This window comes from Caldibacillus debilis DSM 16016 (assembly GCF_000383875.1).
Lineage (GTDB): Bacteria > Bacillota > Bacilli > Bacillales > Caldibacillaceae > Caldibacillus > Caldibacillus debilis.
The window spans coordinates 157,562-183,531 of the sequence record NZ_KB912880.1 but is presented as its reverse complement, the minus strand read 5'-3'; the positions used below and the strand labels follow the sequence as shown (position 1 = coordinate 183,531).

The window sequence follows — 25,970 nt, the reverse complement described above, 5'->3', positions numbered from 1 at the left end:
CCCTGCGGGAACCCTTTGCGGTAATTAATAATTGTATTTATGATATCATTTCATAAAAATGACTTTTTTTCCAGTATGCTTCTGATTTTTGTCACCATTAAATCGATGGCTACCGCATTTTTCCCGCCCTCCGGTATGATGATGTCGGCATACCGTTTCGTCGGTTCAATAAATTGGTTGTGCATCGGACGGACGACCTCCAAATACTGGCGGATGACCGATTCCATCGACCGCCCCCTTTCCAGGATATCCCGCTGCAGACGGCGGATGATGCGGATGTCCGGATCGGCGTCGACAAACAATTTGATGTCCATCAGCTTGCGCAGCCTTTCGTCTTCCAGCACCAAAATGCCTTCCAAAATGATCACGTCCCGGGGCTCGACCCGGATCGTTGCCGTTGAGCGGGTATAGGCTTTGTAATCATAGACCGGCATGTCGATCGGCTCGTAGCGGATCAATTTCTGCAAATGCTCGATGAGCAGCTCGGTGTCGAAAGCCAACGGATGGTCGTAGTTGACCTTCAAACGTTCCTCAAAGGGGAGTTGGCTTTGATCTTTGTAATAGGCATCCTGTTCGATTAAAACGATGGATTGGTGCCCCAGCCTTTCGCAGATCGCCTTTGCCACCGTGGTCTTGCCGGAACTGGAGCCGCCGGCGACCCCTATGACTACCGGTTTCCCCTGCATGTCAGTTCTCCTTTCGAATCATGTAGTACGGTTCGACCGGATGATCGACTTTTATCTTTACGATCTCGAGCGGATGCCTGGCCGCTTCGATCCGATTCCCTTCTTCATCGGTCAATTCTCCGAGTTCCATCGTAAAATGTTTCATGCCCGGCCCGAAAAACTCCAATTTATCCCCCGTTTGAAAAAAATTGCGCTGCTGGACGGTCGCCGTCCCCGTTTCCGGGTCGTAGCCGAGCACCATGCCGACAAATTGGTGGCTCGGCTTTTTGCTGTGGTTTTTGAACAGCTGCTGCCGGTAATCGGGAAATCCCTCAAAAAAGGCAGGAGCCGTTTCCCGGTTGGCGCATTTTTCCAGCTCGTCCAGCCATCTCTTTTCCAGCCGGAAATTTTCCGGATCTTCACAATACCGGTCGATCACCTGTCGGTAGACGTTCGTCACGGTGCCCACGTAATGGACCGATTTCATCCTCCCTTCAATTTTCAAACTGTCGATCCCGAGACCGATGATTTTCGGGATCGCTTCAACCAGGCGCAAATCCTTGGCGCTCATGGAGAAGGGAGGATCGCCCTCGGAAAAGAGGGGGACTTCATTTTCTCCCTCCAGCCGGTACAGGTCGTAATCCCACCGGCAGGATTGGCAGCACCCGCCCCGGTTTGAGTCCCTTGCCGTCATGTGGTTGCTCAAGACGCAGCGGCCGGAATAGGCGATGCACATCGCCCCGTGGATGAAGGTCTCGATTTCGATGTCCACTTTCTCTTTGATGAGGCAGATTTCCTCCGCGCTCGTTTCCCTCGCCAGCACGACCCGGTCGAGCCCCTCTTCCTTCCAAAATTGGACGGCCTTCCAGTTGGACAGGGACTGCTGGGTGCTCAAATGGATTTCCAGGGCCGGGGCTGCCTTTTTGCAAGTCTCGATAACCAGCGGGTCGGCGACGATCACGCCGTCCACCCCCGCCTCTTCAACGGCCCGCAAATAATCTTCCAGCCCCGGGATGTTTTCGTTGTGGGCGTAAATATTCGCCGCCACGTACACTTTCGCTCCGTGTTGACGGGCGAACCGGACCCCTTCCCTCATCTCCTCCAGGGAAAAATTGTCCGCATTGGAACGAAGGCCGTATTCCCGGCCGGCCAAATAAACGGCGTCCGCCCCGTAGAGGACGGCGACTTTCAGCTTCTCCAAATTCCCGGCAGGCGCCAGCAATTCCGGCTTTTTCACCGCCCGTTTTTCTTTCCTTTCGAGGACGGTTTCCGCAGCAGGCCCGGTCAATGGCTTTCCCCCCTCTAATAGACCGTTTCCTTGAAAAAGAACCCCGTATCCAGCGGCCGGTTTTTCGGCTGCACCGCCTGAATCTTCGCAAGCAGCTCCCCTTTCAGCCGCCCGTATTTTCCGGGGCTTTCCAAATAGGCGTCGACGGCGGTCCGGTAGGCCTTCGTCACTTCCCTTAAATAGGCGGGATCCTTAAAAATCCCGTCGATCCTGAAGCAGTCGATGCCGGCTTCGATCAGCTCACCGAGTTCGTCGATGATGCAAATATCGTTCGGGCTCATGATATGGGTTCCGTTTGCGTCTTCGAAGATCGGATATTTATTGTTGCGCTCCTTGTCGAAGAGGAAGAGGAAACCGTCTCCCCTTTCGACCGCCAGCTGCTTTCCCCGGTAGGCGAAATAGTTCCCGATCAGTTTCCGCTTCGAATGGAACATGCAGGTCATGCCGTGTACTTGCACTTCGATCTCCACTTCGGCGCGGGCTTTGATCTCCAAGATTTCATCCATGCTCAGCTCCCGGGAGAGGACCGCCCGTTTCGCCCCTTTCCTCCCCCAATAATTGCAGCTGTACCAGTTCGTCGCCGTCATTTCCGGGTCCCAGTGCAGATTCATCCCCGGGGCGGTTTCGCGGACGGTCATCAAAACGGCGGGATCGCCGAAGATGACGGCGTCGGCGCCGCATTCCTGCAAAAAGGCGACATAGTCCGCCAATTCGTCGACGAGATCGTTGTGGAAGAGGGCGTTCATCGACACGTACACCTTTTTTCCGCGGCGGTGGGCGGCCTCGGCCGCCCGCCGGATATCCTCCCGCTTAAATTCCCCCGCCAGGCAAAGCCCGTAGCGCTCTTCCCCGATGAGGAAGGCATCGGCCCCGGCTTCGATCAACGGTTCGATATCTTCCACGGAAAAGGGGGTGACAGAGATTTCAGGTCTTTTCATCAGGCTCACCTCGAAAATCGCCGGGCATGCCCTTTTTCCCTCAGGCGCCGGATTTCTGCCGGCGAAAGAAATTTTCCGCCTCTCCCCGGCGGCACCGGCCGTCCGGCCGCGACCCGTTCCGGCAGGATGGCGTCCATGGCAACCGGGGCCGGTTCCAAAGATCCGGGCTTCCGGATCCCGAAGCCGGCATCCCGTCCCGGCATAGAGGATTTTTTCCGTCCGGTTATCCGCCGGCGGTTAAAAAAAGGGGATCTTTCCGCAGATTTTTTTGAAACCCGCGGAAAGACCGCAATTCCGTTGCCGCATATGCCCGGCCCCTTCCTCCGGCCGAGAGCGGAGCCGTTTTTCCCCATAAAGAGAAGAAGCGACTGCTGAATGAGCCCGCTCCTTTTCCTTCTTCCATGCATCCTCTTTAAATACTTGAGATATTATAACACAGAATCGGAAAAAAGCGAATATCATTTTTGCCCGGCGATATGGGTGTTGTATTTTTCATCATGCTCTTCCTTCGTTTTGGAAAACAGCACTTCCCCCGTTTTGGTCGCCAGGAAATAATAGTAATCGGAATGTTTCGGATACAGCGCCGCTTCAATCGAGTCGGTGCCGGCATTGGCGATCGGCCCTGGAGGCAGCCCGGCGTGCTTGTAAGTGTTGTACGGATCGTTCACTTTTAAGTCTTCATAGAGCACCCTGTCTTTATGGATCCCGAGGGCGTACAACACCGTCGGATCCGTCTGCAGGGGCATGCCGATCTTCATCCGGTTGTAAAACACGCTGGAAATCAGTTTCCGGTCGGACAGCTTCGTCGCTTCCTCCTCGATCAGGGAAGCCAGCGTCAGCACCTGATGGACGGTCATCTTCTTCTGTTCGATGTCCGGCAAATATTTCTGCAGGACATCGTCCGTCTTTTTCACCATCTCTCTTATAATATTTTCCAAGGGAACATTCTCGTCGTCAAATGTATAGGTGGCGGGAAACAAATATCCCTCCAGCGGATATTTGACATTTTTCTGCAAAATCTCTTCGGTCAGCAATCCGGGATACTCGTCCATCAATTGTCTGATAAATGTCCGGTCGTTCACTAAGGCTTCAATCTCGCCTTTCGAATATTTCGTTTCCCTGTCGATGATCGCAACGATGTCCTTCAGGCGGGTCCCTTCCGGGATCGTGATTTTGTAGACCGCGTCTTTATAGACTTTTCCCGTTTTCAGGCTGGCGATTATTTCATCGAAGGTCATCGAAGGCTTCAAATGATAGGTGCCCGCCTGGAAACCGGTTTCGTTTTTCAATTTCACGTAATACTTGAAAACGGTGGCGTCTTTGATGACCTTCTTCTTTTCCAAGATGTCGGCGATGGTCCCCACCCCGGACCCGATCGGGATTTTCACTTCAATTTCCCGGTGATCCTGCGGATCCCGCGGTTCCAGCGCGTTTTTCACATATAAATATCCCCCCGTCACGATTCCGGCAAAAATGAGGAGAATGACGGAGGCGGTGATGAAGACGATTTTCCGGACGACTTTCGCTTCCCTTTGCCTCTCCAGCAAGATTTGTTCTTTATCCATGCGCTTCCTCCTTAAAATTCGAGGATATTCGGGAAAGTAACCGATTCTCGCGAATCATTATACTATACTTTCCCGAATCAATGGCAATATTTTTCTGAAAAAAAAGAGCAATCGAATGAAAATCGATTACTCTGCCATTTTTTTATTTTTCTTCCTCCTCTTCCTCTTCCGCGAGGAAAGCGTCCAGCACTTCCTCGATCATATCCCATTCTTCCTCCGTTTCAATCGGCTGCAATTGCCCTTCTTCGTCGCCCGGCGTAAAGCTGGATGCGTAAATTTGGATTTCCCCGTTTTCATCCTCTTCAGCCCCCACCGGATAATAGAGGACATAGGATTTGTTAAATTCATCCGATTCGAAGGTGAACAGGATCTCGCACAGCTGCTCGTTGCCTTCGTCGTCGATGACCGTAATGTGGTTGTCGCCGTGTTCCATTTTTTAACCTCCGTATTATATCCGTGATTTTTTGCTGTCCAAATAATTTTGCAAAATCATGACCGCCGCCATCTTGTCGATGACCTTTTTCCTTTTTTTTCTGCTCATGTCCGCCTTCAGCAAAATCCTCTCGGCGGCCATCGTCGACAGGCGCTCGTCCCATAAAATGACCGGGATATGAAACCTTTCTTCCGCCATGGCGGCGTATCGCCGGACCGCTTCCGCCCGCGGACCGGTGGATCCGTCCATGTTTTTCGGAAAACCGATGACGATTTGATCCACCTGATATTCCGCGATGAGTTTTCCCAGCCGCTCCCAACCGTATTCGTCCTGTTCTTCGTCGATGGCGATCGTTTCCACTCCCTGGGCGGTCCAGCCGAACGGGTCGCTAACCGCCACGCCCACCGTTTTCGTGCCGACATCCAGTCCCATGATCCGCATTACTTTTCCTCACGATGATGCTCCAAATAGGATTTTACCAGCTCTTCGATGATTTCATCCCGCTCCAGTTTCCGGATGATGTTTCTGGCGTCCTTATGCCTCGGGATATAGGCGGGATCCCCTGATAATAAGTAGCCGACGATTTGGTTGATCGGATTGTATCCTTTTTCCTCCAGCGCCTGGAAAACGTGAAAGATGACTTCCCTTACTTCCTTCTCCAGCGGCTCTTCGGGAAAATGGAATTGCATGGTTTTGTCCAGCGATCCCACTTCATGCACCTCGCTTTCCGTTGGCAAACTGCGCAGCCTGACTGTTATTTATATTGTACACCAGTTGAACAAGATATTAAAACTTTTTTATCCAGTTCTCGGCAAAGGCGAGCGCCTCGTCCAGCTTGCCGGGATTTTTTCCGCCCGCCTGCGCCATGTCCGGCCTGCCGCCGCCACTGCCGCCGCATATGCCCGCGACTTCCTTGATCAGCTTTCCGGCGTGATAGCGGCCGGTCAAATCCTTCGTCACCCCGGCGCTCAACTGGACTTTGCCGTCGTCGTCAACGGTGCCGAGGACGATGACGCCGGATCCGATCTTCACCTTCAATTCATCCACCATGGCGCGCAGCTGATTCATATTGCGGGCCTGTACCCTTTTGGCCAAGACCTTGACGCCGTTGATCTCTTTCGCCGAGCCGACCAATTGTTCCGCCTCCAAATGGCTGATCTTGGCCGCCAGGGATTCGTTTTCCCGCTGCAGTTCCTTCACTTCGTTCAGCAGGCCTTCAATTCTTTCCGGCAATTCTTCCCGCCGCGCCTTTAACTTTTTCGCCGACGCGTTCAAGATCTCGATTTGGCTGTTGAAATAGGCGTATGCCCTTTCGCCGGTCAAGGCTTCGATCCGCCGGGTTCCGGCGCCGATCCCTTCTTCGGAGACGATCTTGAACAAGCCGATGACGGAGGTGTTCGGCACATGGCAGCCGCCGCACAACTCGAGGGAATAGCCGCCGATATTCACGACGCGGACGATCTCCCCGTATTTTTCCCCGAAGAGGGCCATGGCGCCCATGGCCTTGGCTTCATCAAGGGGCATGTGGGAAATGGTGACGGGCAGGCTTTCCCAAATCTTTTCGTTGACGATCGTTTCGATCCGCTCCAATTCTTCCCGCGTCACCGGCCCGAAATGGGAGAAGTCGAAGCGCAAACGGTCCGGCGCCACCAGGGAGCCCGCCTGGTTGACATGTTCGCCCAAGACGTCCTTTAACGCCCGGTGCAGCAGGTGGGTGGCGGAATGGTTTCTCGTGATGTTCACCCGGCTTTTTTCATCGACCTTTGCCGTCACTTGTTCGCCGGTCAGGAGGCTTCCCGATTCCACAAAAACTTTATGCAGGTTTTGCCCGTTCGGGGATTTTTGCACGTCCAGCACCCTGCCGAGGAAATGGGCGTTTTCGATGATCCCCCGGTCGGCGACTTGCCCGCCGCTTTCCGCATAAAAGGGGGTGCGGTCCAAAATCATTTGCACTTCTTCCCCGCTGGAAGCCCCGTCGGCCAAATCTCCGTCCTTTATGATNNTCAGGACCTTCGCCTCTGTTTCCAGCAAGTCGTAGCCGACAAATTCGCTTTGGACGGTGATATCGCCCAGGACGCCGCCCTGGACCTGCATGGAACCGGCTTCCTGCCGGGCGTTTCTCGCCCGCTCCCGCTGTTTTTCCATTTCCGTTTCAAATCCCGTGCGGTCGATTTCCATGCCGCTTTCCGCGGCGTATTCCTCCGTCAGCTCGACGGGAAAACCGTAGGTGTCATAAAGCTTAAACACCACTTCCCCGCTGATGACCTTTGTCCCTTTTTCCTTTTCTTCCTTGATGACCTCCTGCAGGATGGCCAGCCCTTCGTTGAGGGTTTCATGGAAACGTTCCTCTTCCGTTTTGACAACCTTTTGGACAAATTCTTTTCTTTTGGCCACTTCCGGATAGAAATCGCCCATAATCTCCGCGACGACCGGAACGAGCCCGTGCATGAACGGCCGGTCGATGCCGAGCATTTTCCCGTAACGGACGGCGCGCCTGAGCAGTCTTCGGAGGACATACCCCCGTCCTTCGTTGGAAGGAAGGGCCCCGTCGGAGACGGCGAAGGTCACGGCGCGGATATGATCGGCAATGACCTTGAAGGCCACGTCCTTTTCCCGGTCCCGTCCGTAGGTCTCCCCGGAAATTTTCTCCGTCTCCCGGATGATCGGCAGGAACAGATCCGTCTCAAAATTCGTCGGGGCGTTCTGCAGGATGGAAGCCATCCGCTCCAGACCCATCCCCGTATCGATGTTCTTCTTCGGGAGGGGGGTGTAGCTGCCGTCGGGATTATGATTGAATTGGGAAAAGACCAGATTCCACACTTCCAAATAGCGGTCGTTTTCCCCGCCCGGGAAAAGTTCCGGATCGTTCGGATCGTTCCCGAATTCCGGACCCCGGTCATAGAAGATCTCCGAGTTCGGTCCGCTCGGCCCTTCGCCGATATCCCAAAAGTTCCCTTCCAAACGGATGATCCGCTCTTCCGGGATCCCGATCTCATCCCGCCAAATGCGAAAAGCTTCATCGTCCTCGGGATGGATCGTCACGGAAAGCCTGTCCGGGTCAAAGCCGATCCATTTCGGGCTCGTCAAAAACTCCCAGGCCCATTCGATCGCCTCTTTTTTAAAGTAATCGCCGATGGAAAAATTTCCGAGCATTTCAAAAAAGGTATGATGCCGTGCCGTTTTGCCGACATTTTCAATATCATTGGTGCGGATCGATTTTTGCACGTTGGTGATGCGGGGGTTTTCCGGTTTCACCCGCCCGTCGAAATATTTTTTCAGCGTGGCGACCCCGCTGTTGATCCACAAAAGACTCGGGTCGTCCTTCGGAATCAGCGAAGCGCTCGGCTCCACCCGGTGGCCTTTTTCCCGGAAGAAGGCCAAAAACATTTGCCTGATTTCGGAACTGGATAACCGTTTCATCAATAAAAACCTCCTTGAGCTGACGTTTTCATTATGTATGGACGCTACACAAAATAAACTCTCCATCCCAAATGCAGGGACGAAGAGTTTTCCGTGGTATCACCCTGATCAGGGAGGAAACGTTCCGCTTCTCCCGTCACTTGTCGGTTATGACGCGTCATTGCGGCAGGGTTTTCCTGCACTCCGGATCTGCCTTCCGTTATCCTTCATCTGGAATTTCTGTCCTTCCAGGGAAATTCCGCTTATTTCTTTCGCCTGAAACGCTTTCGCGGATGGATTTATTCCGCAGCCGTTTGGCTGTTTTTCATTGTTATTATATAGAGGATTATATTCACAGCGGCCGGGATTGTCAATGCTTTCTTGCTTTTTCGTCTTTCATCCGGCCCGTTCCTTCCCCTTCATTTGCCGCCGCAATTCCAAGAGGGCGGTCTTCAGGATCGCGACGATCGGGACGGCCAAAACAAGGCCCAAAACCCCGCCCGCCTCTTCCCCGATCAAGATCGATAATATGATGAAAAGGGGATGCAAGTCAACACTTTTCCCGACGACATAAGGGGAAATAATATTTCCTTCAAGGAATTGCAAAATAAAAAGGATGAGCACCACATAGACGGCCATGCGAAAAGAAACGGTCGCGGCGATCACGACCGCCGGGACCGCCCCGATGATCGGGCCGAAATAGGGGATCACGTTGGTGACCCCGACGATCAATCCCAAAATGAGGGGATATTTCATTTTGATCCACCAAAAAAGGAGGGAAGAAAGGCCGCCGATCAGCGTACAGACGATCAGCTGGCCCCGTATGTAGCCGCCGAGGGAACGGTCGACTTCGGCGAAGAAATCCCTCAAGGGATCTTTCCATTTTTCCGGGACGACCGACCAAAAGGCCTTCTGGATAACCTCCATATCTTTGATCATAAAAAAGGCGATAAAGGGAATCAACGTCAAGATGATGAACGAGTCGACAATCCAAAAGAAGAAGGACAGGGTTTTTTCGGCGAGCCTCTCCACCGTTTCATTGACCGCGGCAAAACCTTGATCAATCTCCTCTTTGAAGCCGTCCGGCCAAGTTTTCGTGTTTCTTTCGACGACGGAAACCCAATTTTCATATTGTTCCATCACATAAGGCGCATTGGCCGACAGTTCCTTCAATTGGTCCAATAACGCCGGCAAACCTTTGTAAATGGCCACCCCGGCGCCGCCGAAAAACAAAAGATAGATGATCAGGACGGACAGCGCTTTCGGCAAGCCGTTTTTCTGCAGATAGCGGATGAGCGGATAGAGGAGATAGGCAATGAATGCGGCCACGGCAAAGGGGAAGAGCGCCTTCAAGACCGTCGTCAAGACCGGATGCCAAAAGGGCTGCAATTTAAAAAAAACAAAAAGCACGATGAATAATAACAGCAAAAAAGCCAGCCGGTAAAACCATTTCATTTTGATGTCCATGGGCCATCCTCCTCGTTTTAGGTTTACAAAACAGCGGTTTTTTATTCGCGGACATTCCCCGAAAAAAGGAAAGGATCTTGATTCGTCCGTCGAAAGAACCTCAAGAAGGTTCCGGGGCGCCAATGAACGGGACGAACCCGCGAAGGCTTTCGGGATGACCGGAGAAGCGGACGGGAAATGGCAATGGCGTCCGAAGGATTTTCGGGATCGGAAGCGAAACTGAACAGATTAAGATAAAACGCGGCTGAAAAAATCGTGTTTTCCCCGGCCGCAAACGGAAGGAACATCGGCCGGCGGGGGAGAAACGGGGAAAGATAAGCGGAAGGATGGCCGCCACGGCTGAGGAGGAATGCGTCCCTCGGGCCTTTCAGAAAAACGGCCATGGCATTTAGCCGGCCGTTCATACAAGAAGCCATCGAATGCTGTTCTGCAGTTATGGATGGAAAATGAATCCATCCATAAAATATCAACAAATAAATTTCGAATCCGCGTATTTACATTTCGCCAAAAAAGGAGTAACATATCATTCTGCTTCCCAGTTCTTCATCTTTGGGACACAAATAAAAAATCTTTCGTCGAATGCAAAACCTATTCCGGAGGTGAATCCGAACCATGCGAGGCTCAAGGGCCAAACCCGGGCGGTAGCCCTTTCGCGCCATCGGGAAAGAAAGGGATGCATCAGGCGCCGGATGCTTGATGAACACATGGCACAAGGTTCCACTCCATTCGCTTTGAGATTTTCTTTGGATGTCTTGGCCCATGGACAAAGCATCCGCAAACCTCATTATTCGGACTAAGAAGGTGAGATTTTGGCATTTTCAGTAAAAAGACTGCTCATTGGAAGACCGCTGAAGTCGACGGAAATCAATGAACAAAAATTGTCGAATGTCAAAGCATTGGCCATCCTTTCTTCCGATGCGCTTTCATCGGTTGCTTACGGCCCTGAGCAAGTGATCATCGTTCTCGCCACATTCAGCTATCTGGCCATCTGGTATTCCCTTCCGATTGCCTTCGGAATTCTGATATTATTGACGGCGCTCGTCTTGTCCTATCGCCAGATCATCTTCGCCTACCCCCATGGGGGAGGGGCCTACGTCGTATCGAAGGAAAACCTCGGCGCCAAACCCGGGTTAATCGCCGGCGGCGCCTTGTTGGTGGATTATATTTTGACGGTGGCGGTCAGTGTCTCGTCGGGGGCGGATGCCATCGCTTCCGCTTTCCCGGTTCTATTGCCTTTCAAAGTGGAGATTGCCGTTTCGTTCATTATCTTCATCACCATTTTAAATCTCAGGGGGATCACCGAATCGGCCAACGTTTTCGCTTTTCCTGTCTATTTGTTCATCTTTGCCATATTGTTGCTGATCGGAACAAGCCTATATAAGATCGTTACCGGCGCGGTGCCGCCGGAGACGGAAGTATCCGTCGGGACGCCGGTCGCCGGCATTTCCCTGTTTTTATTGCTGAAAGCTTTTGCCTCGGGATGTTCCGCTTTAACGGGCGTGGAAGCCATATCCAACGCCGTCCCGAATTTCAAGGATCCGGCCCCGGCCAATGCGGCAAAAACGTTGGCGGTCATGGGAACGATCCTCGCCATCATGGTGGCAGGCATCACCTTTTTGGCCTATTACTACGGGATCGTTCCCTCGGCGACGGAAACGGTCGTCTCCCAAATCGCGTCCCATACCTTCGGGCGAAACATCGTTTACTATTTCATCCAAGTGGCGACGACGATCATCCTGGTGCTTGCCGCCAACACCGGATTTTCCGCTTTTCCGCTGTTGGCCGTAAATCTGGCCAAAGACAAATATTTGCCCAGAATGTTTCTGAGCCGGGGGGAACGTCTCGTTTATTCCAACGGAATTCTCACCCTTGCCGTGACCGCCATTATTTTGGTATTCCTGTTCAACGGAAATACGGAACACCTGATCCCGCTCTATGCGGTGGGCGTCTTCATTCCCTTTACCTTGTCCCAAACGGGAATGATGGTCAAATGGATGCGGGAAAAACCCGTCGGCTGGGTGCAAAGGTTCTTGATTAATACGACCGGCGCAATCATCTGCTTCATCGTTACGTCCATGTTTTTTATTACCAAATTGAACCAGGTTTGGCCGGTCCTCATCTTCCTGCCGCTGATCGTTTTGTTTTTCGACCGCATCCGGAACCACTATCTTGCGGTGGGGGATCAATTGCGGCTCTGTCCCGATGAACCCGCCAAGCCGATTAAGGGAAATATCATCATCGTGCCCGTATCCGGCATTACGAGGGTTGTGGAAAATTCCCTGATTTACGCCAAATCCTTGTCGCCGGATCTGATCATCGCCGTCTACGTCGGATTTACGAAGGAAGAGACGAAAAAATTCGAGGAGAAATGGAAGAAGTGGCAGCCCGGGGTCCGGCTTGTCACCATCTACTCCTCCTACAGGAACATCAACGGGAAATTGGGGAAATTCATTGACATGGTGAATTCCCGGGCGATGAAAGCCAATTACGGCGTGACGGTCATCATTCCCCAATTTTTGCCGAAGAAAGGCTGGCACAACATTTTGCATAACCAATCGGGCCTGATCCTTCGCGAATACTTGCTGCACAGGAAAAACGTCGTGGTCAGCACCGTTCCCTACCACTTGAAAAAATAAGGGGACGGGCTCCGGCGGAAAAAGACAACCCGCCCTGTTCAAGGAGGCGAAGCGTCTCCCGGTCTTACGGCCGGAAATGAAAAACAGCCTGAGTCCCAAATGGCTGAGGACTCAGGCTGTACATTTTTTGGAGGCGCTGGCGGTTCTAAAACGAATGGATCAGCCCACGGCATCCTATTCTTCCGCCCTGCGGAAAGCGTACCGACGGAAACATCCGGCCGGGAAAGGACTGAATAAGTTTGCCGTGCAGAGTTCGTAATCTTTCAGCCCTTCCGTAAAATACCCTACGGGATGAACCCGGGAAATTTCTCAATTCCCGTCTCTTTCCTCCTTTTATTTCTGTTTCTCGATTTTCGGTCCGGAAAATATGCAGACTTCCACCTTCCGATTTTTAATTAATACCGATTCTCAATATCAATAAACTTTATGAATATTCCGTCATTTTTATATACATTCAACTTAATCCCTCGATTTGTACTTGAAAGATTCATTGAGGTGCTCCGAATGCAATGACCGGTTCCCGACCGGAACGCATTCACCTTTCTCTTTCCTGCCGCTCGAATGGATAATTCGCTTTCCGGCAAATATGGGAAAACAACTGGGGGAGCCGCTCCGGCGGGTTTCCACGGCCGGGTCCCCTGACCGGAGGCAGATGAAGCGGGCTATCGTTTTTCTTTTCGCGAAAAAGAGCCGGCCCGCTTGCATGGACCGCTTTTCTGTTTGCTTGTCGGGAGGAATTTCGATGCGGATTGCTTACTGTCATTAATGGGATTCTGCAGAGTCCATGGAAGGTCCAATTTGCGGGAATGCGGGGCCCGAAAGCGGGCCGAGAACGGGATGCGGAGAGGAAGACCGAGGCTTTCAGCGGATGATTTTTCCGGCCAGGAAACGGCGAATAACAGGGCATGAAACCGTCCGCTCATGGTTGATCAGGAATTTGCATCTGCAGCTTATGTGCGGAAGCCGATCCGGGGTTGCCCGGCGATGTTGCCGGCGGGATGGAAGGGTGAAACCGGATTCGATCAAGCCGGTCGTGCAAAAATCTTCCGGTCAAAAAAGAAACAAAAAAAGACGTGAATCGTCTTGGTTTTTCAGCCGGCCGGCAAAACCAGGCCGAAAAAAGGGGATCAGACGTTCACGCCCGATAGCGCCGCTCCTCTTCGGTAAACAAATCATCCAAAGAGGAAAGGGTGCCGTCCTCTTCGATTTGATGGACGCAGATCTTTCCGTCCGCAACGGACAATTCGATGAAACAGTTCCAGCAGTAGTATTGGTTAATGCCGATTTTTCCGATATCTTTTCCGTGACAATTCGGGCAGACCAACAATGTTCGCACCTCGCCGAAAAGAAGGAATGTTAAACATTTTCATCCTGCCCAAATGACGGAAAAAATATAACTGCCGCGGAGGAAACATCCGGCCCCTCATTCCTTTTCCCCGGACTCCAAAAAATGGTACGGCGTGATATTTTCCATTCCGATCATCGGGTCGACCTTCATTAGTTCCTCTTCCAGAGACGATTCTCGGACGGCTTCCGGATCTTCCTCTTCCGTTTCCCGGCAGGCGCGGAGCAATCTTTCCCGCAAGGACGTGTTCCTTTGATGGTCGTCGGCCCGGGAAACGGCGATGCGGAAAGCTTCTTCCTCCCCGCAGATAATCAAAAACCGCTTGCTTCTCGTCACCGCCGTATAGAGCAGGTTCCGCCTCAGCATCCGATAATAGCCTTTCAGGACCGGCAAAATGACGACCGGGAACTCGCTCCCCTGGGATTTGTGGATGCTGACGCAATAGGAGAGGGTAATCTGCTGCAAATCCTGCCGGGTATAGGCGACTTCGTTCCCGTCGAAGGAAACGATCAATACATCTTCCTTTTCGACATTTTCCTTGGCGTAAAGGATGGCGACGACTTCCCCGATGTCCCCGTTGAACACATTGTCTTCCGGGCGGTTCACGAGCTGCAAGACCTTATCCCCGACCCGGTACGTCACGTCCCCGAACTTCAGTTCCCGTTTCTTTCCGTCTTCGTTTCCGTTGAGCAGATCCTGGAGCAGAAGGTTAAAATGATCGATGCCGGCGTTGCCCCGGTAAATGGGGGCCAGCACTTGAATATCCTTCTTCGAATACCCCTTCTCCAGCGCCTTTTCCACGACTTGACGGACGACATGCGAAACCTGCCGGTAGGAACAGGCGATAAAGGAACGGTCCTTCTTTTGTTCCGTCAAATCGGGGGGGATCACTCCGTTTTTAATCGAGTGGGCGAGGGGGATGATGGACGACCCGTTTTCCTGGCGATAAATTTCCGTAAGCCTTACCGTCGGAATCAGGTTGGATGCCAGCAAATCCTTTAAAACCTGGCCGGGTCCGACGGAGGGGAGCTGGTCTTCGTCGCCGACGATGACGACCTGAATGTCGTCCGGCAGCGCCTTAAACAAGTGGTGGGCAAGCCAAATATCCACCATCGACATTTCATCGATGATCAGGAGTTTACCGGAAACGGGATGGTCTTCATCGTGTTCGAAGGATTCCGTCCCGTTCCAGCCGAGCAGGCGGTGAATGGTGACGGCGGGCAGCCCCGTCGATTCCGCCATCCGCTTGGCCGCCCGCCCGGTGGGCGCGGCGAGCAGGAAGGGAAACGGTTCGTCTCCCCGGTAGTCCGCCGGATTCAAGGAATATCCGTACAGTTTGCCGTAAAGTTCGATGATCCCCCGGATGACCGTCGTCTTCCCCGTTCCCGGCCCCCCGGTCAAGATCATCATCGGCGAATGCAAAGCCGTGCGCAACGCTTCCCTCTGGGAAGGGGAATATTCGATTCCCAACCGTTCTTCCACTTCGCCCAAGGCCAGGAGAATTTCCGCTTCGCTGAACCGCCCGCCGTTCCGTTCTTGCGCCAACAGCCGTTTGATATTGTTGACGAGCCCCTTTTCGGAAAAGTAGATGGAAGGCAGGTAAACCCTCGTTTCTTCGGCGATGATTTTTCCTTCCTCTTCCAGCTTCAGCATTTCCAGTTCGATGGCATCCGAATCGATTTCGGCATCCCGGCTTTTTTCCAACAGCTCCTTGACCGCCTGCTTCAGGGATTCCCGTTCGTAAAAACAATGACCCTCCTGAAGGCAAAGGGTTTCCAGCGCATACAGGATGCCCGCTTTGATCCGGTAGGGGTGGCTGCCCTGAAACCCGAGGCGGGAACCCAGTTCATCCGCCCTATTGAATCCGATCCCCTCAACGTCCTCGACCAACCGGTAGGGATTTTGTTCAATGATTTCCAATGTCTGTTCCTTATAGGCCTGATAAATCCGCAGGGCCAAATTTGTGCCGAACCCGTAGTCGTTCAGGGCGATCATGATCTTTTCCAGCCCCTGATGCAAAACGAGGGCATCGTACAGTTGCTTCGCCTTTTCCGCCGGCAAATTCGGCACCGAATCCAGCACGGAAGGCTGCTCGAGGATTTTGGATATGGCATTTTCGCCGATATGCTCGACGATCTTTTCCGCGGTCTTTTTCCCGATTCCTTTAAAAAGGGGGCTCGACAAATACTGAATGATCCCTTGCTTCGTGGTCGGGATGTCCCTGCGGAATTGCTCCGCCTGGTATTGGAGGCCGTACTTCGGATGCTCGACAAATCGGCCGTAAAAAACATACGTCTCATTTTCGTGGATCGGGGGAAAATAGCCGGTCACAACGACTTCCTTGTCGCGGAAATCTTCCGTCGTCTCCTCCACCCGCAGGCGAAGCACCGTGTACAAATTTTTTTCATTATGGAAAATCGTGACGATCAGCCGGCCTTTGATATATTTTTTTCCGTCGGCGAAAGGCGCCGTCCCTTGTTCCGTCATGACGCCCCACCCCCAATGGACGGTTCGGCAAATACCCAATCTTTCACTTTGTCCTTCCTCGCTCCCAAGTCTTCAGCAAAAGGCCCGCGAATGGCCCGACGGACCCGGCATGCCGAAAGCGCGCGCCGGATCCCGTTTGTCCGTAACGCCGGCATCCTTCATCCGGAAGCCTTTGGCTTTTCACAAACATTATAGCACAGCGCCTTTTGCCATGCGGAAAGGAATCGTCAGGGAAAAAGAAAAGATTAAAAAAGCGCCGGAACTTCCCCGATTTTTCAAATGCCGGCCGCTCCCCTCAAAGCAATTCCGAGCCTTCCTTCCCGGATCCTTCTTTCGGAACGGGAGAACCCCGGACGGAGATTCCGGGAACGCATAACCGCTCCCAAACCCGACGGCCTCACTTATTCCCGAGTCCAGGCGGAGAAACTCGGAGATCCTTTCACGGGACGGGCACATCCGGTCAAACCCGGCGATCCCCTGGAGATTGCCGGAAATCCTTCCGCCGGAAAGTCCTTTGGCCGGGCGCCGCTTTCACCCTTTCGCGTGTGTAATCAGATCCGCGGGGAAGAAAGACGGATTTTGTGGACCGTTAAAAAAACCGCGGAACGAAAGCTCCGCGGATCCTTGGAGAAAGCTTGAAAGCGGGGCAAATAAGAGAAGGAACACGCAGCCGCCCGCTTAACGGCTGAAATCCCCGTTTTCCATGGGGCCCGGATCCCGCATCCGGCGGCAGGCCGTGGACGAGTCCATCACGGCTCTCGGCGGGAGCGCCGCCGGTTTGATCCGTTTCCCGCTCCTCCTCCCGTCTCTGCCGGACCTTGGCGGGAGGAATCGGGCCTTTTCGTTTTCAGCTGACGTACTTCAGTTTTTCCCCGTTTTTAAACACTTCATCGATGGTGCCACCGCCAAGGCATTCTTCCCCGTTGTAAAAGACGACGGCTTGGCCGGGCGTGACCGAGCGGACCGGTTCGTCGAAAACGACCCGGACCCGGTCCCCGTCCAATCTTTCCACGGTGACGCCGTAGTCCGGCTGGCGGTAGCGGAATTTGGCGGTGCAATGGAAGGTATCCGGCTTTTCCTTTTCGGAGACCCAATTCACCTTCGTGGCAATGATGGAATCGGAATACAAATAAGGGTTGTGGAATCCTTGACCGACATAGAGGATGTTTTTCTTGACGTCCTTTCCGACGACGAACCACGGTTCGCCGGCGCCGCCGATTCCCAGGCCGTGCCGCTGGCCGATCGTGTAATACATCAGGCCGTCATGGGTCCCCTTGACTTCCCCGTCCAAGGTCATCATTTTGCCCGGTTGGGCCGGAAGATATTTGCTTAAAAATTCCTTGAAGTTCCGTTCGCCGATAAAGCAGATCCCCGTGCTGTCCTTCTTGTCCGCCGTGGCAAGACCCGCTTCCCTGGCGATCTTGCGGACTTCCTCCTTCGTCAATCCGCCGAGCGGGAACATCACTTTGGAAATTTGCTTTTGGGACAGCTGATTCAAGAAGTAGCTTTGATCCTTGTTTTTGTCCGCTCCCCGCAGGAGCTTGTACTCCCCGTCCCGGTAGACGACTTTCGCGTAATGGCCGGTGGCCACGCAGTCGGCGCCCAGTTTCATGGCGTGGTCCAAAAAGGCCTTGAATTTGATCTCCTTGTTGCAGACCACATCGGGATTGGGCGTCCTTCCCGCCTTGTATTCGTCCAAAAAATAGGTGAAGACCCTGTCCCAGTACTCCCGTTCAAAATTGACCGAATAGTAGGGAATCCCGATCTGGTTGGCGACGCGGGCGACGTCTTCGTAATCCTGGGCCGCCGTACATACGCCGTTTTCGTCGGAATCATCCCAGTTTTTCATGAAAACCCCGATCACGTCGTAGCCTTGCTCTTTCAACAATAAGGCGGCGACCGACGAATCCACGCCGCCGCTCATGCCGACGACGACGCGGATGTTTTTCCTGTCCCGCACGTTCTCACCTCCCGTCTGATGACAGCCGTTTCACCACTGCGGCGCATTTTTCCCCGAGGATCTCCATCTGCTCAACCGTGTTGCCGTAACCGAAACTGAAGCGCACCGAATTCCCGATCCGGGGGGAATTTTCCCCGTACATCGCCTTCAGGACATGGCTCGGTTCCAGGGAGCCGGCGGTGCAGGCGGAGCCGCTGGAGGCGGCGATCCCTTCCAGATCCAGATTCACCAGAACCTGATCCGTTCTCGTCCCCGGGAAACTGAGGTTGATGATGTTGGCCAGCGATTGTTCCGGGTCGCCGTTGATGGCAAAATCCACCCCTTCTTCCCGCAGCTTCCGGATAAAAGCGTCCCGGAGCCGTTCATGATGCGCCTTGTTGGCAGCCATCCTTTCCATGGCGATTTCGATCGCTTTCCCGAAACCGGCGATGGCCGCGACATTTTCCGTGCCGGCCCGCCTCCTTCGCTCCTGTTCCCCGCCGTGGATGAGGGGGGCGAGTTTCACGCCGTCCCGCACATAAAGGAATCCCGCGCCCTTCGGCCCGTTCATTTTATGGGCGGATACCGACAGCAAATCGATGTGCAGCTCGTTCACATCGATCGGAATATGACCGTAAGCCTGGACGGCGTCCGTATGGAAATAGGCGGGATGGTTTTGCAAAAGTTCCCCGATTTCCTTCACCGGCTGGATGACCCCGGTTTCATTGTTGGCAAACATGACGGAAACGAGGATCGTATCGTCCCTTAGCGCCCGCTTTACCGCATCCGCCTTTACGGCGCCGGATTCGTCCACCGGCAAATAGGTGACTTCAAAGCCAAGGCTTTCCAAAAATTCCGCCGTCTTCAGCACCGCGTGATGTTCGATGGAAGTGGTAATCAGGTGTTTCCCCCTCCCCCGGTTGGCGAGGGCGGTTCCGATCCAGGCCAAATTGTCCGCTTCCGTTCCTCCGCTCGTGAAGATGATTTCATGGAATTTTGCCCCGATGGATCGGGAGGCGTTCTGCCTCGCCTGGTCGACGACCGCCCGGGCCTCCCGGCCGAAGGCATGGATGCTCGACGGATTGCCAAACATTTTTTCCGTGATTTCCAAGACCGTCTTTTTTACTTCCGGAATGACCGGAGTCGTCGCCGCGTGATCCGCATAGATTCTTTCCATTTCCATCACCTGTTTTCCGCAAGATAAGTTCCCTTGTCAAATGTAAAACATGTAACCTTCCATCGCTTCCCTGTCCTCGGAATAGTTGGCCAAATCCAGCAGGGTCGTCCCGTCGAGGACGTTTTTGACCGCGTCCCGGATCCTCAGCCAAAGCTCCCGCTGCTGGGGAAGTTTCTCGTTTTCGATCCCTTCGACGGGGGTAATCGGGCCTTCCAACACGCGGATCACATCCCCGGCCGTAACCTTCGACGGCTCCTTCGCCAACACATAGCCGCCGTAAGCGCCGCGGATGCTTTTGACCAACCCGGCGTTCCGCAATTGGGACACGATCTGCTCCAAATAATGCTCGGATAAGTCATGGGTTTGGGCGATCGCCTTGAGCGGGGTCGGGCGGTTTCCGTAATTTTTGGCCAGTTCGATCATAATGGTCAGGCCGTATCTCCCTTTCGTCGATATCTTCACCGAATATCAAACTCCTTTATTAGGATGCCATATTCTGTTCGCAGTTTTCCCGCCGTTTTGAAAAAGAAAGCGGTCGGCCAGTTTTCTGCAAAGGGGGAGGGTGATCCCCGTTACATGCCCGATGGAAACGGTGATCACCAATGTGCCGAGATGGACCGGGCCGCCGAGGATAAAACCGATGAAAAGCACGATCGTTTCCATGGCCAGGCGGACATGGGCGATCTTCCATCCCTTTTTCAGGTGAAGGGCCAGCATCAGGCTGTCCCGCGGTCCGGCGCCGATCCTTGCAGAGATGTAAATCCCCATTCCGAGGGCGAGGATGAGAATGCCCGCAATCAGCATGGCCAACTTTCCCGCCAGCGTATCCGGCGTGGAAAGCCACGGAACGGCCATAAACAAATCGATGCACGGGCCTACGAAAATCATGTTCAGAAAGGAGCCCATCCGGGGCCATTGTTTCATGATCGCAGAAGAAAGGCCGAGAATGAACACCCCGACGATGACCGACCAGCTTCCGATCGATAATCCGAATTGCTTGTATAAACCGATGTGAAGCACATCCCAGGGGGCCGCGCCCAAATCGGCTTTGATCGTCAAAACGATGCCGAAGGACATGACGGCCAGCCCGGCAAAAAAAAGAAGGTAACGAAAGATGTTCTTTTCCATCCGAACGCCCCATCAGTCTTTAAAGGATCATCCTGCTGAAAAACGAAGGGTTTTACTTCCCGAATTATAGCATACTTTTGCCGGCAAACGAAATATGTGAGGCAGTCCAAGAATTGGCGCAAAAGGAAGCGGGCGCAAAGCTGTTCCCTTTCCGGAAGGCTGTGTTCCCTGGACCGGAAGCAGGATTTCACACACACATGAGAACCGGGTCAATCTGTCATCGCCGGGTTCCCCGCGCTTTCGGAATCCCGGCCCTTTGTGCTACATTAAAAGTAAAAGGAAAAGACGTACAAGGAGAATGAAAATGAACGGAGAACCTCTGGCTTACCGGATGAGGCCGAGAAAGCTGTCGGAAGTCATCGGCCAGGAACACCTGGTCGGCAAGAATAAAATCATCGATCGGATGGTGAGGGCAAGGCAATTGTTTTCCATGATCCTTTACGGGCCTCCGGGGGTCGGGAAAACCTCGATCGCCAGCGCCATCGCCGGAAGCACCGAATACGCCTTCCGCATGCTGAACGCGGTGACCAATAACAAAAAGGATTTGGAGATCGTCGCCGAAGAAGCGAAAATGAGCGGCAAAGTCATCCTCCTGCTCGACGAGGTGCACCGCCTGGACAAGGCCAAGCAGGACTTCCTTTTGCCCTTTCTGGAAAACGGGCTGATCGTGCTCATCGGGGCGACCACGTCCAACCCGTACCACGCCATCAATCCGGCGATCCGCAGCCGGTGCCAGATTTTCGAATTGAAGCCGCTCGAGCCGGAACATATCGAAACGGCTTTGCGCAGGGCCCTCGCCGACGAGGAACGGGGGCTGGGAAAATATCCGGTCGAAATCAGCGAAGAGGCCATCAAGCATCTTGCCTTTGCCGCCAACGGGGATATCCGGAACGCGCTGAACGCCCTGGAATTGGCGGTATTGTCGACGGAACCGGATGAGGAAGGGAAGATCCGGATCGACGTGCGGACGGCGGAAGAATGCATCCAAAAGAAAAGTTTCAGCCACGACAAAGACGGGGACGCCCATTATGACGTTTTGTCCGCCTTCCAAAAATCGATCCGGGGCAGCGACGTCAACGCCGCCCTCCATTATTTGGGCAGGCTGATCGAAGCCGGCGACCTTCCTTCCATCAGCCGGAGATTGCTCGTCACCGCCTACGAAGATGTGGGGCTGGCCAATCCCCAGGCGGCCGTGCGGACATTGGCCGCCGTCATGACCGCCGAAAAAATCGGGTTCCCGGAAGCCCGGATCCCGCTGGCGAACGCCGTCATCGAACTCTGCCTTTCGCCGAAATCCAATTCGGCGATCGTGGCCATAGACAGGGCTTTGGATGACATCCGCAAGGGCTTCGGCGGCGAAGTGCCCGATCATTTGAAAGACGCCCATTACCGCGGGGCGAAGGAATTGGGCCGGGGCATCGATTATAAGTATCCCCACGATTATGAAAACGCCTGGGTGAAACAACAGTATTTGCCCGATCGGATCAAAAACAGGACCTATTATGAACCGAAAAAGACCTCGAAATTCGAGCAGGCCCTCGCCCAAGTCTATGAAAAGATCCGAAAGCTTTCGGAAAACTGAACGCCGGAAAGGGCAGGACCCTTTCGCCGCCTAGCGGCTTTTCCCGGTCAGCTTCCGGCGCCGCGGGCGAATTTTCGCAACACCGCGGCAGGCGCTAGCGGCGGGCGAAACGTTATCCTGATCACGCCTTCCGGGCGGTTTCCGCCCGGAGATCCTCTCCGGCATTTTCAGAAGGCTTCCGTTTCCCCCGTCTCTTTCTCCGGCAAATGCCGCGAACCGGTCCCAGGGGGGCGCCCCCTCCCGGCGGGGAAGACAACCTTTGCCGATTCCGGCAAGGCAAGGGGCTTTCTGCCGGTTTCCGGCCGGCCTTTCGCGAAATTGCTCAACTTTTCTTTGAAAAATCCGATATAAATAAAAAATCCCCGATCAAACCGGTCGAGGAGAACGACATCCGCATCGGAATCCGATCCAAATTCCAAAGGAAAGAGAGTCCCAATCGTGCCGTTGTCTATCGCCAACGTTTTGAACCCGCTCTCGGCAGGTGGGTGTCCTGTCCTATACTTTGCAAGTCCTTTCGGAGAAGGCTTTTGCGCCGCATAGGAACTCCGGACTCCCTTGGCAATTGGTGTTCGGTCAAAACTTGGTTTCACAACGCACACATCAGGACTCTCCCGTTATTTTAATAATAACATATCGGGATTCGGGTTTTCAATAAAGCCCGAATCCCGAAATCAAACCGCCCCGGAAGGGGCTCATTTTTTGACGGACAAATGGAGCTCTTCCAGCTGCTCCGCGCTCACTTCGCCGGGGGCATCCGTCAGGAGGCAGCTTCCGCTGGACGTCTTCGGGAAGGCGATCGTATCCCGCAAATTGCTTCTTCCCGAAAGGAGCATGACGAAGCGGTCCAGGCCGAGGGCGATCCCGCCGTGGGGCGGCGTCCCGTATTCGAAGGCCTCGAGGAGGAACCCGAACTGCTCCACCGCCTTTTCCTTCGTAAAGCCCAGCACTTGAAACATCCTCTCCTGGATCTTCCGGTCAAAGATCCGCAAAGAACCGCCCCCCAGCTCAAACCCGTTCAAAACAAGATCATAGGCTTGAGCGCGCACTTGCCCGGGATCGCTTTCCAAAAGATCCAAATCTTCCAGGGCCGGCATCGTAAAGGGATGGTGGGCGGCAAAGTACCGGCCTTCCTCCTCATCGTATTCCAATAGCGGCCAATCGACGACCCATAGGAAATGGTAGCGGCTTTCGTCGATCAGCCGGAGGTCTTTGCCGAGTTTTACCCGCAAGGCGCCGAGGGCGGCGGCGACAACGTCGGGCCGGTCGGCCACGAACAGGAACAAATCCCCGGGTTCGCCGGATAACCGTTCCAGCAGTTTTTCCCTTTCCGCCTCAGTGAAGAATTTGGCGATCGGCCCGGTGACCCCTTGCGCTTCGACCTTCATCCAGGCCAGTCCTTTCGCCCCGTAAGGTTTTACGAATTCCGCCAATCCGTCGATGTCCTTCCGGGAATATTTGTCCTTCGCCCCTTTGACGTTGATGGCCTTCACCCGTCCCCCTTTTTCCACCGCGCCGGCGAAGACTTGGAAGGCCGAATGTTTTACGATGTCCGACACATCCACCAGTTCCAACCCGAACCGGGTATCGGGCTTATCCGAGCCGTACCGTTCCATCGCCTCCCGGTAGGTCAAACGGGGAAAGGGGGTTTCGATATCCATCCCCTTCACCTTTTTCATGACGTACTTGACCATTCGTTCCACGAGCCCGATGATCTCGTCCCGGTCCATAAAGCTCATCTCGATGTCGATCTGGGTAAATTCCGGCTGCCTGTCCGCCCGCAAGTCCTCGTCGCGGAAGCAGCGGGCGATTTGAAAATACCGGTCGATGCCGGCGACCATCAGGAGCTGTTTAAAAATTTGCGGCGATTGGGGCAAGGCGTAAAATTTCCCGGGATGCACCCGGCTCGGCACGAGATAGTCCCGCGCCCCTTCCGGCGTGCTTTTCGTCAACATCGGCGTTTCCACTTCCAAAAATCCGTTTTCGTCGAGAAAATCGCGGATCGCCTTGACCGTTTGATGGCGCAATTTCAATGTCTCGTACATGACCGGTCTGCGCAGATCCAAATAGCGGTATTTTAACCGGACTTCCTCCGATATGTCGGTATCGTTGGCAATGACAAAGGGAGGGGTTTTCGCTTCGTTGATGATGGAAACTTTCTCGCATAAAACCTCGATTTTCCCCGTCTTCAGCCGCGGATTCACCGTTTCTTCGCTGCGGGGGACGACCTTCCCCGTCACGTCAAGGACGTATTCGCTGCGGATGGCCTCCGCCGTATGAAAGGCCTCCGGGGAATGTTCCGGGCTGAAAACGATCTGGACGATCCCGGTCCGGTCCCGCAGATCAATGAAGATCAATCCGCCCAAATCCCTTCTCTTTTGCACCCATCCCTTTAACGTCACCCGTTCGCCGACGTTCTTTTCCGTCACATCACCGCAATAATGGGTACGCCCAAACATCATGCTCCTCCTCCGACCATACGTTGAAATTCTTCCGCAAAGCGGGACATCGGGATTTCCCTTTGTTCTCCCGTATCCATTTTCCGCAGGAGAACGACTTGCCTTTCCATTTCGCTGTCGCCGATAATGGCCGCATACTTGCTGTTCAGGCGGTCAGCGGCCTTCAGCTGCGCCTTCATTTTCCGGTCCATATAGTCACGGTCCGCCTTCAGCCCGAGGGAGCGCAGCTGCTGGAGCAGGAGTACGGAATAATCCTTCGCCGCTTCCCCCTGGGTAACGATGAACACATCCGTCTGTTTTTCCGTCGGGATCCGGATGCCCTCCGCCTCCAGGGAGGCGATGAGCCGTTCGATGCTCAGGGCGAAGCCGATCCCCGGAACGCTGGGACCGCCGAACTCCTCCACCAGCCCGTTGTATCTTCCCCCGCCGCACAGGGAGGTGATCGCGCCGAAGCCTTCCTTCGTACTCATGATCTCAAAGGTCGTATGATGATAGTAATCCAGCCCCCTGACAAGATGGGGATCGATCGTGTAGGGGATTTGCAATTGGTCCAAATAGCGCAATACCTTGTCGAAAAACTCCTTCGATTCCCCGTTCAAATAATCGAGGATCACGGGCGATTCCTTCATCAGCGGGTGATCCCGGTCCACCTTGCAATCCAGGATTCTCAACGGATTTTTTTCCAGCCGGTTTTGGCAGTCTTCGCAAAACTCCCCGATCCTCGGTTTAAAATGGGCGATCAACGCTTCCTTGTACGCCTTGCGGCTTTCTTTGTCGCCGAGGCTGTTTATCGAAAGCTGGAGATTTTTCAATCCCATTTCGACGTAAAACCGGTAAGCGAGGGAGATCACTTCGGCGTCGATGGCCGGGTCATCGCTCCCCAGCGCCTCCACCCCGAACTGGACGAATTGCCGGTATCTTCCGGCCTGGGGGCGTTCATAGCGGAACATCGGCCCGATATAATAGAACTTGGCCGGCTGCACCGGATGTCCGAACCGTTTGTTTTCGACATAGGCGCGGACTACGGGGGCGGTGCCTTCCGGACGGAGGCTTAACAGACGCCCTCCCTTGTCCTGGAACGTGTACATCTCCTTTTGGACGATGTCGGTCGTATCCCCGACGCTCCTTGAGAAGACTTCCGCGTATTCGAAAATCGGGGTGCGGATTTCCTCATAGCCGTACCTTTCGCAAATATCCGCCGCCTTGCTCTCGATGGCCCTCCACAACCCCGCCTGTTCCGGCAAAATGTCTTGCACGCCCCGAGGGATCTGCACTTTCATATAAAAAACCCTCCTTTTTTCTGTTTCGGGAAAATAAAAAACCCGTCCTCTGCCGATCAGGGACGAGCAAAAATACCCGCGGTGCCACCCTAATTGAAAAAGACTTCCCCGAGTCTTTTTCCGCTTCCGCAGCTAACGCCTGCCCGCGTGAATCCCCTACTCAAAAAGGGCTTTCTTTCGGGGAC

Annotated in this window: 19 protein-coding genes, 1 other RNA gene and 1 other annotated feature (1 of these 21 cut by a window edge); of the genes, 2 read left to right on the top strand and 18 right to left on the bottom strand. The window is 54.0% G+C overall.

The genetic code is table 11. The features are described 5' to 3' along the window. Nucleotides 1-50: 50 nt before the first annotated feature. The 9 genes from udk to A3EQ_RS0104025 form a co-directional block, all read right to left on the bottom strand. Nucleotides 51-686, bottom strand: coding sequence for a uridine kinase (udk, locus tag A3EQ_RS0104070; protein ID WP_020153914.1), 636 nt, complete (start codon nt 684-686; stop codon nt 51-53). 1 nt (nt 687) lies between these two features. Then, on the bottom strand, nt 688-1,953 hold the full coding sequence (locus A3EQ_RS0104065) for a peptidase U32 family protein (protein WP_020153913.1): 1,266 nt from the start codon (nt 1,951-1,953) through the stop codon (nt 688-690). Between the two features lie 14 nt (nt 1,954-1,967). After that, on the bottom strand, nt 1,968-2,891 hold the full coding sequence (locus A3EQ_RS0104060) for a peptidase U32 family protein (RefSeq protein ID WP_026499727.1): 924 nt from the start codon (nt 2,889-2,891) through the stop codon (nt 1,968-1,970). A 458-nt stretch (nt 2,892-3,349) separates the two neighbouring features. Beyond that, nucleotides 3,350-4,456: an endolytic transglycosylase MltG gene (mltG, locus tag A3EQ_RS0104050; RefSeq protein ID WP_020153910.1), complete on the bottom strand. Its 1,107-nt coding sequence runs from the start codon at nt 4,454-4,456 to the stop codon at nt 3,350-3,352. A gap of 142 nt (nt 4,457-4,598) precedes the next feature. Further along, nucleotides 4,599-4,889 carry a DUF1292 domain-containing protein gene (locus tag A3EQ_RS0104045; RefSeq protein WP_020153909.1) on the bottom strand — a complete coding sequence of 97 codons (291 nt, stop codon included), beginning with the start codon at nt 4,887-4,889 and terminating at the stop codon, nt 4,599-4,601. 15 nt (nt 4,890-4,904) lie between these two features. Next, nucleotides 4,905-5,330, bottom strand: coding sequence for a Holliday junction resolvase RuvX (ruvX, locus tag A3EQ_RS0104040; RefSeq protein ID WP_020153908.1), 426 nt, complete (start codon nt 5,328-5,330; stop codon nt 4,905-4,907). Further along, nucleotides 5,330-5,599, bottom strand: a complete 270-nt coding sequence (locus A3EQ_RS0104035; RefSeq protein ID WP_026499726.1) for an IreB family regulatory phosphoprotein — start codon at nt 5,597-5,599, stop codon at nt 5,330-5,332. Before A3EQ_RS0104035 ends, ruvX begins: the two co-directional genes overlap by 1 nt. 76 nt (nt 5,600-5,675) lie before the next feature. Further along, nucleotides 5,676-8,309, bottom strand: coding sequence for an alanine--tRNA ligase (gene alaS, locus A3EQ_RS0104030; protein WP_020153906.1), 2,634 nt, complete (start codon nt 8,307-8,309; stop codon nt 5,676-5,678). A 375-nt stretch (nt 8,310-8,684) separates the two neighbouring features. After that, nucleotides 8,685-9,755, bottom strand: a complete 1,071-nt coding sequence (locus A3EQ_RS0104025; protein WP_020153905.1) for an AI-2E family transporter — start codon at nt 9,753-9,755, stop codon at nt 8,685-8,687. Between the two features lie 809 nt (nt 9,756-10,564). Here A3EQ_RS0104025 and A3EQ_RS0104010 point away from each other — a divergent pair. Next, nucleotides 10,565-12,391 carry an APC family permease gene (locus A3EQ_RS0104010; protein ID WP_020153902.1) on the top strand — a complete coding sequence of 609 codons (1,827 nt, stop codon included), beginning with the start codon at nt 10,565-10,567 and terminating at the stop codon, nt 12,389-12,391. Between the two features lie 1,135 nt (nt 12,392-13,526). On the opposite strand, the gene A3EQ_RS0103985 is transcribed toward A3EQ_RS0104010, so the two are convergent. From A3EQ_RS0103985 to A3EQ_RS0103945, 6 genes are all read right to left on the bottom strand, one after another. Continuing rightward, nucleotides 13,527-13,718: a hypothetical protein gene (locus tag A3EQ_RS0103985; protein WP_020153897.1), complete on the bottom strand. Its 192-nt coding sequence runs from the start codon at nt 13,716-13,718 to the stop codon at nt 13,527-13,529. Between the two features lie 96 nt (nt 13,719-13,814). After that, nucleotides 13,815-16,223, bottom strand: a complete 2,409-nt coding sequence (recD2, locus tag A3EQ_RS0103980; protein ID WP_020153896.1) for an SF1B family DNA helicase RecD2 — start codon at nt 16,221-16,223, stop codon at nt 13,815-13,817. Between the two features lie 847 nt (nt 16,224-17,070). Then, nucleotides 17,071-18,183 carry a tRNA 2-thiouridine(34) synthase MnmA gene (gene mnmA, locus A3EQ_RS0103960; protein ID WP_020153892.1) on the bottom strand — a complete coding sequence of 371 codons (1,113 nt, stop codon included), beginning with the start codon at nt 18,181-18,183 and terminating at the stop codon, nt 17,071-17,073. Between the two features lie 4 nt (nt 18,184-18,187). After that, on the bottom strand, nt 18,188-19,339 hold the full coding sequence (locus A3EQ_RS0103955) for a cysteine desulfurase family protein (protein ID WP_020153891.1): 1,152 nt from the start codon (nt 19,337-19,339) through the stop codon (nt 18,188-18,190). 36 nt (nt 19,340-19,375) lie between these two features. Further along, nucleotides 19,376-19,801, bottom strand: coding sequence for a cysteine metabolism transcriptional regulator CymR (cymR, locus tag A3EQ_RS0103950; protein ID WP_020153890.1), 426 nt, complete (start codon nt 19,799-19,801; stop codon nt 19,376-19,378). A gap of 6 nt (nt 19,802-19,807) precedes the next feature. Then, the gene (locus A3EQ_RS0103945; protein ID WP_020153889.1) at nt 19,808-20,467 is read right to left on the bottom strand and encodes a YczE/YyaS/YitT family protein; all 660 of its coding nucleotides are present in this window, start codon (nt 20,465-20,467) and stop codon (nt 19,808-19,810) included. A 304-nt stretch (nt 20,468-20,771) separates the two neighbouring features. Here A3EQ_RS0103945 and A3EQ_RS0103940 point away from each other — a divergent pair, with 304 nt between their 5' ends. Further along, entirely contained in the window at nt 20,772-22,049 is a 1,278-nt protein-coding gene (locus A3EQ_RS0103940) for a replication-associated recombination protein A (protein WP_026499724.1), read from the top strand. Nucleotides 22,050-22,474: 425 nt separating this feature from the next. Here A3EQ_RS0103940 and ssrS read toward each other — a convergent pair. The 3 genes from ssrS to hisS all read right to left on the bottom strand — a co-directional run bounded on the left by ssrS (nt 22,475) and on the right by hisS (nt 25,785). Continuing rightward, a non-coding RNA gene (gene ssrS, locus A3EQ_RS22030) (6S RNA) lies at nt 22,475-22,659 on the bottom strand. An 82-nt stretch (nt 22,660-22,741) separates the two neighbouring features. Beyond that, nucleotides 22,742-24,505 carry an aspartate--tRNA ligase gene (gene aspS, locus A3EQ_RS0103930; protein ID WP_020153886.1) on the bottom strand — a complete coding sequence of 588 codons (1,764 nt, stop codon included), beginning with the start codon at nt 24,503-24,505 and terminating at the stop codon, nt 22,742-22,744. Beyond that, the gene (gene hisS, locus A3EQ_RS0103925; protein WP_020153885.1) at nt 24,505-25,785 is read right to left on the bottom strand and encodes a histidine--tRNA ligase; all 1,281 of its coding nucleotides are present in this window, start codon (nt 25,783-25,785) and stop codon (nt 24,505-24,507) included. Before hisS ends, aspS begins: the two co-directional genes overlap by 1 nt. A 55-nt stretch (nt 25,786-25,840) precedes the next feature. Continuing rightward, nucleotides 25,841-25,970, bottom strand: a binding site (T-box leader); it runs 110 nt beyond the window's last position.

Coding starts and splice junctions, on each gene's coding strand:
- udk (WP_020153914.1), bottom strand. CDS start 686: ATGCAGGGGAAACCGGTAGTCATAGGGGTCGCCGGCGGCTCCAGTTCC.
- A3EQ_RS0104060 (WP_026499727.1), bottom strand. CDS start 2,891: ATGAAAAGACCTGAAATCTCTGTCACCCCCTTTTCCGTGGAAGATATC.
- mltG (WP_020153910.1), bottom strand. CDS start 4,456: ATGGATAAAGAACAAATCTTGCTGGAGAGGCAAAGGGAAGCGAAAGTC.
- A3EQ_RS0104045 (WP_020153909.1), bottom strand. CDS start 4,889: ATGGAACACGGCGACAACCACATTACGGTCATCGACGACGAAGGCAAC.
- ruvX (WP_020153908.1), bottom strand. CDS start 5,330: ATGCGGATCATGGGACTGGATGTCGGCACGAAAACGGTGGGCGTGGCG.
- A3EQ_RS0104025 (WP_020153905.1), bottom strand. CDS start 9,755: ATGGACATCAAAATGAAATGGTTTTACCGGCTGGCTTTTTTGCTGTTA.
- recD2 (WP_020153896.1), bottom strand. CDS start 16,223: ATGACGGAACAAGGGACGGCGCCTTTCGCCGACGGAAAAAAATATATC.
- A3EQ_RS0103955 (WP_020153891.1), bottom strand. CDS start 19,339: ATGGAAAGAATCTATGCGGATCACGCGGCGACGACTCCGGTCATTCCG.
- A3EQ_RS0103945 (WP_020153889.1), bottom strand. CDS start 20,467: ATGGAAAAGAACATCTTTCGTTACCTTCTTTTTTTTGCCGGGCTGGCC.
- A3EQ_RS0103940 (WP_026499724.1), top strand. CDS start 20,772: ATGAACGGAGAACCTCTGGCTTACCGGATGAGGCCGAGAAAGCTGTCG.
- aspS (WP_020153886.1), bottom strand. CDS start 24,505: ATGTTTGGGCGTACCCATTATTGCGGTGATGTGACGGAAAAGAACGTC.
- hisS (WP_020153885.1), bottom strand. CDS start 25,785: ATGAAAGTGCAGATCCCTCGGGGCGTGCAAGACATTTTGCCGGAACAG.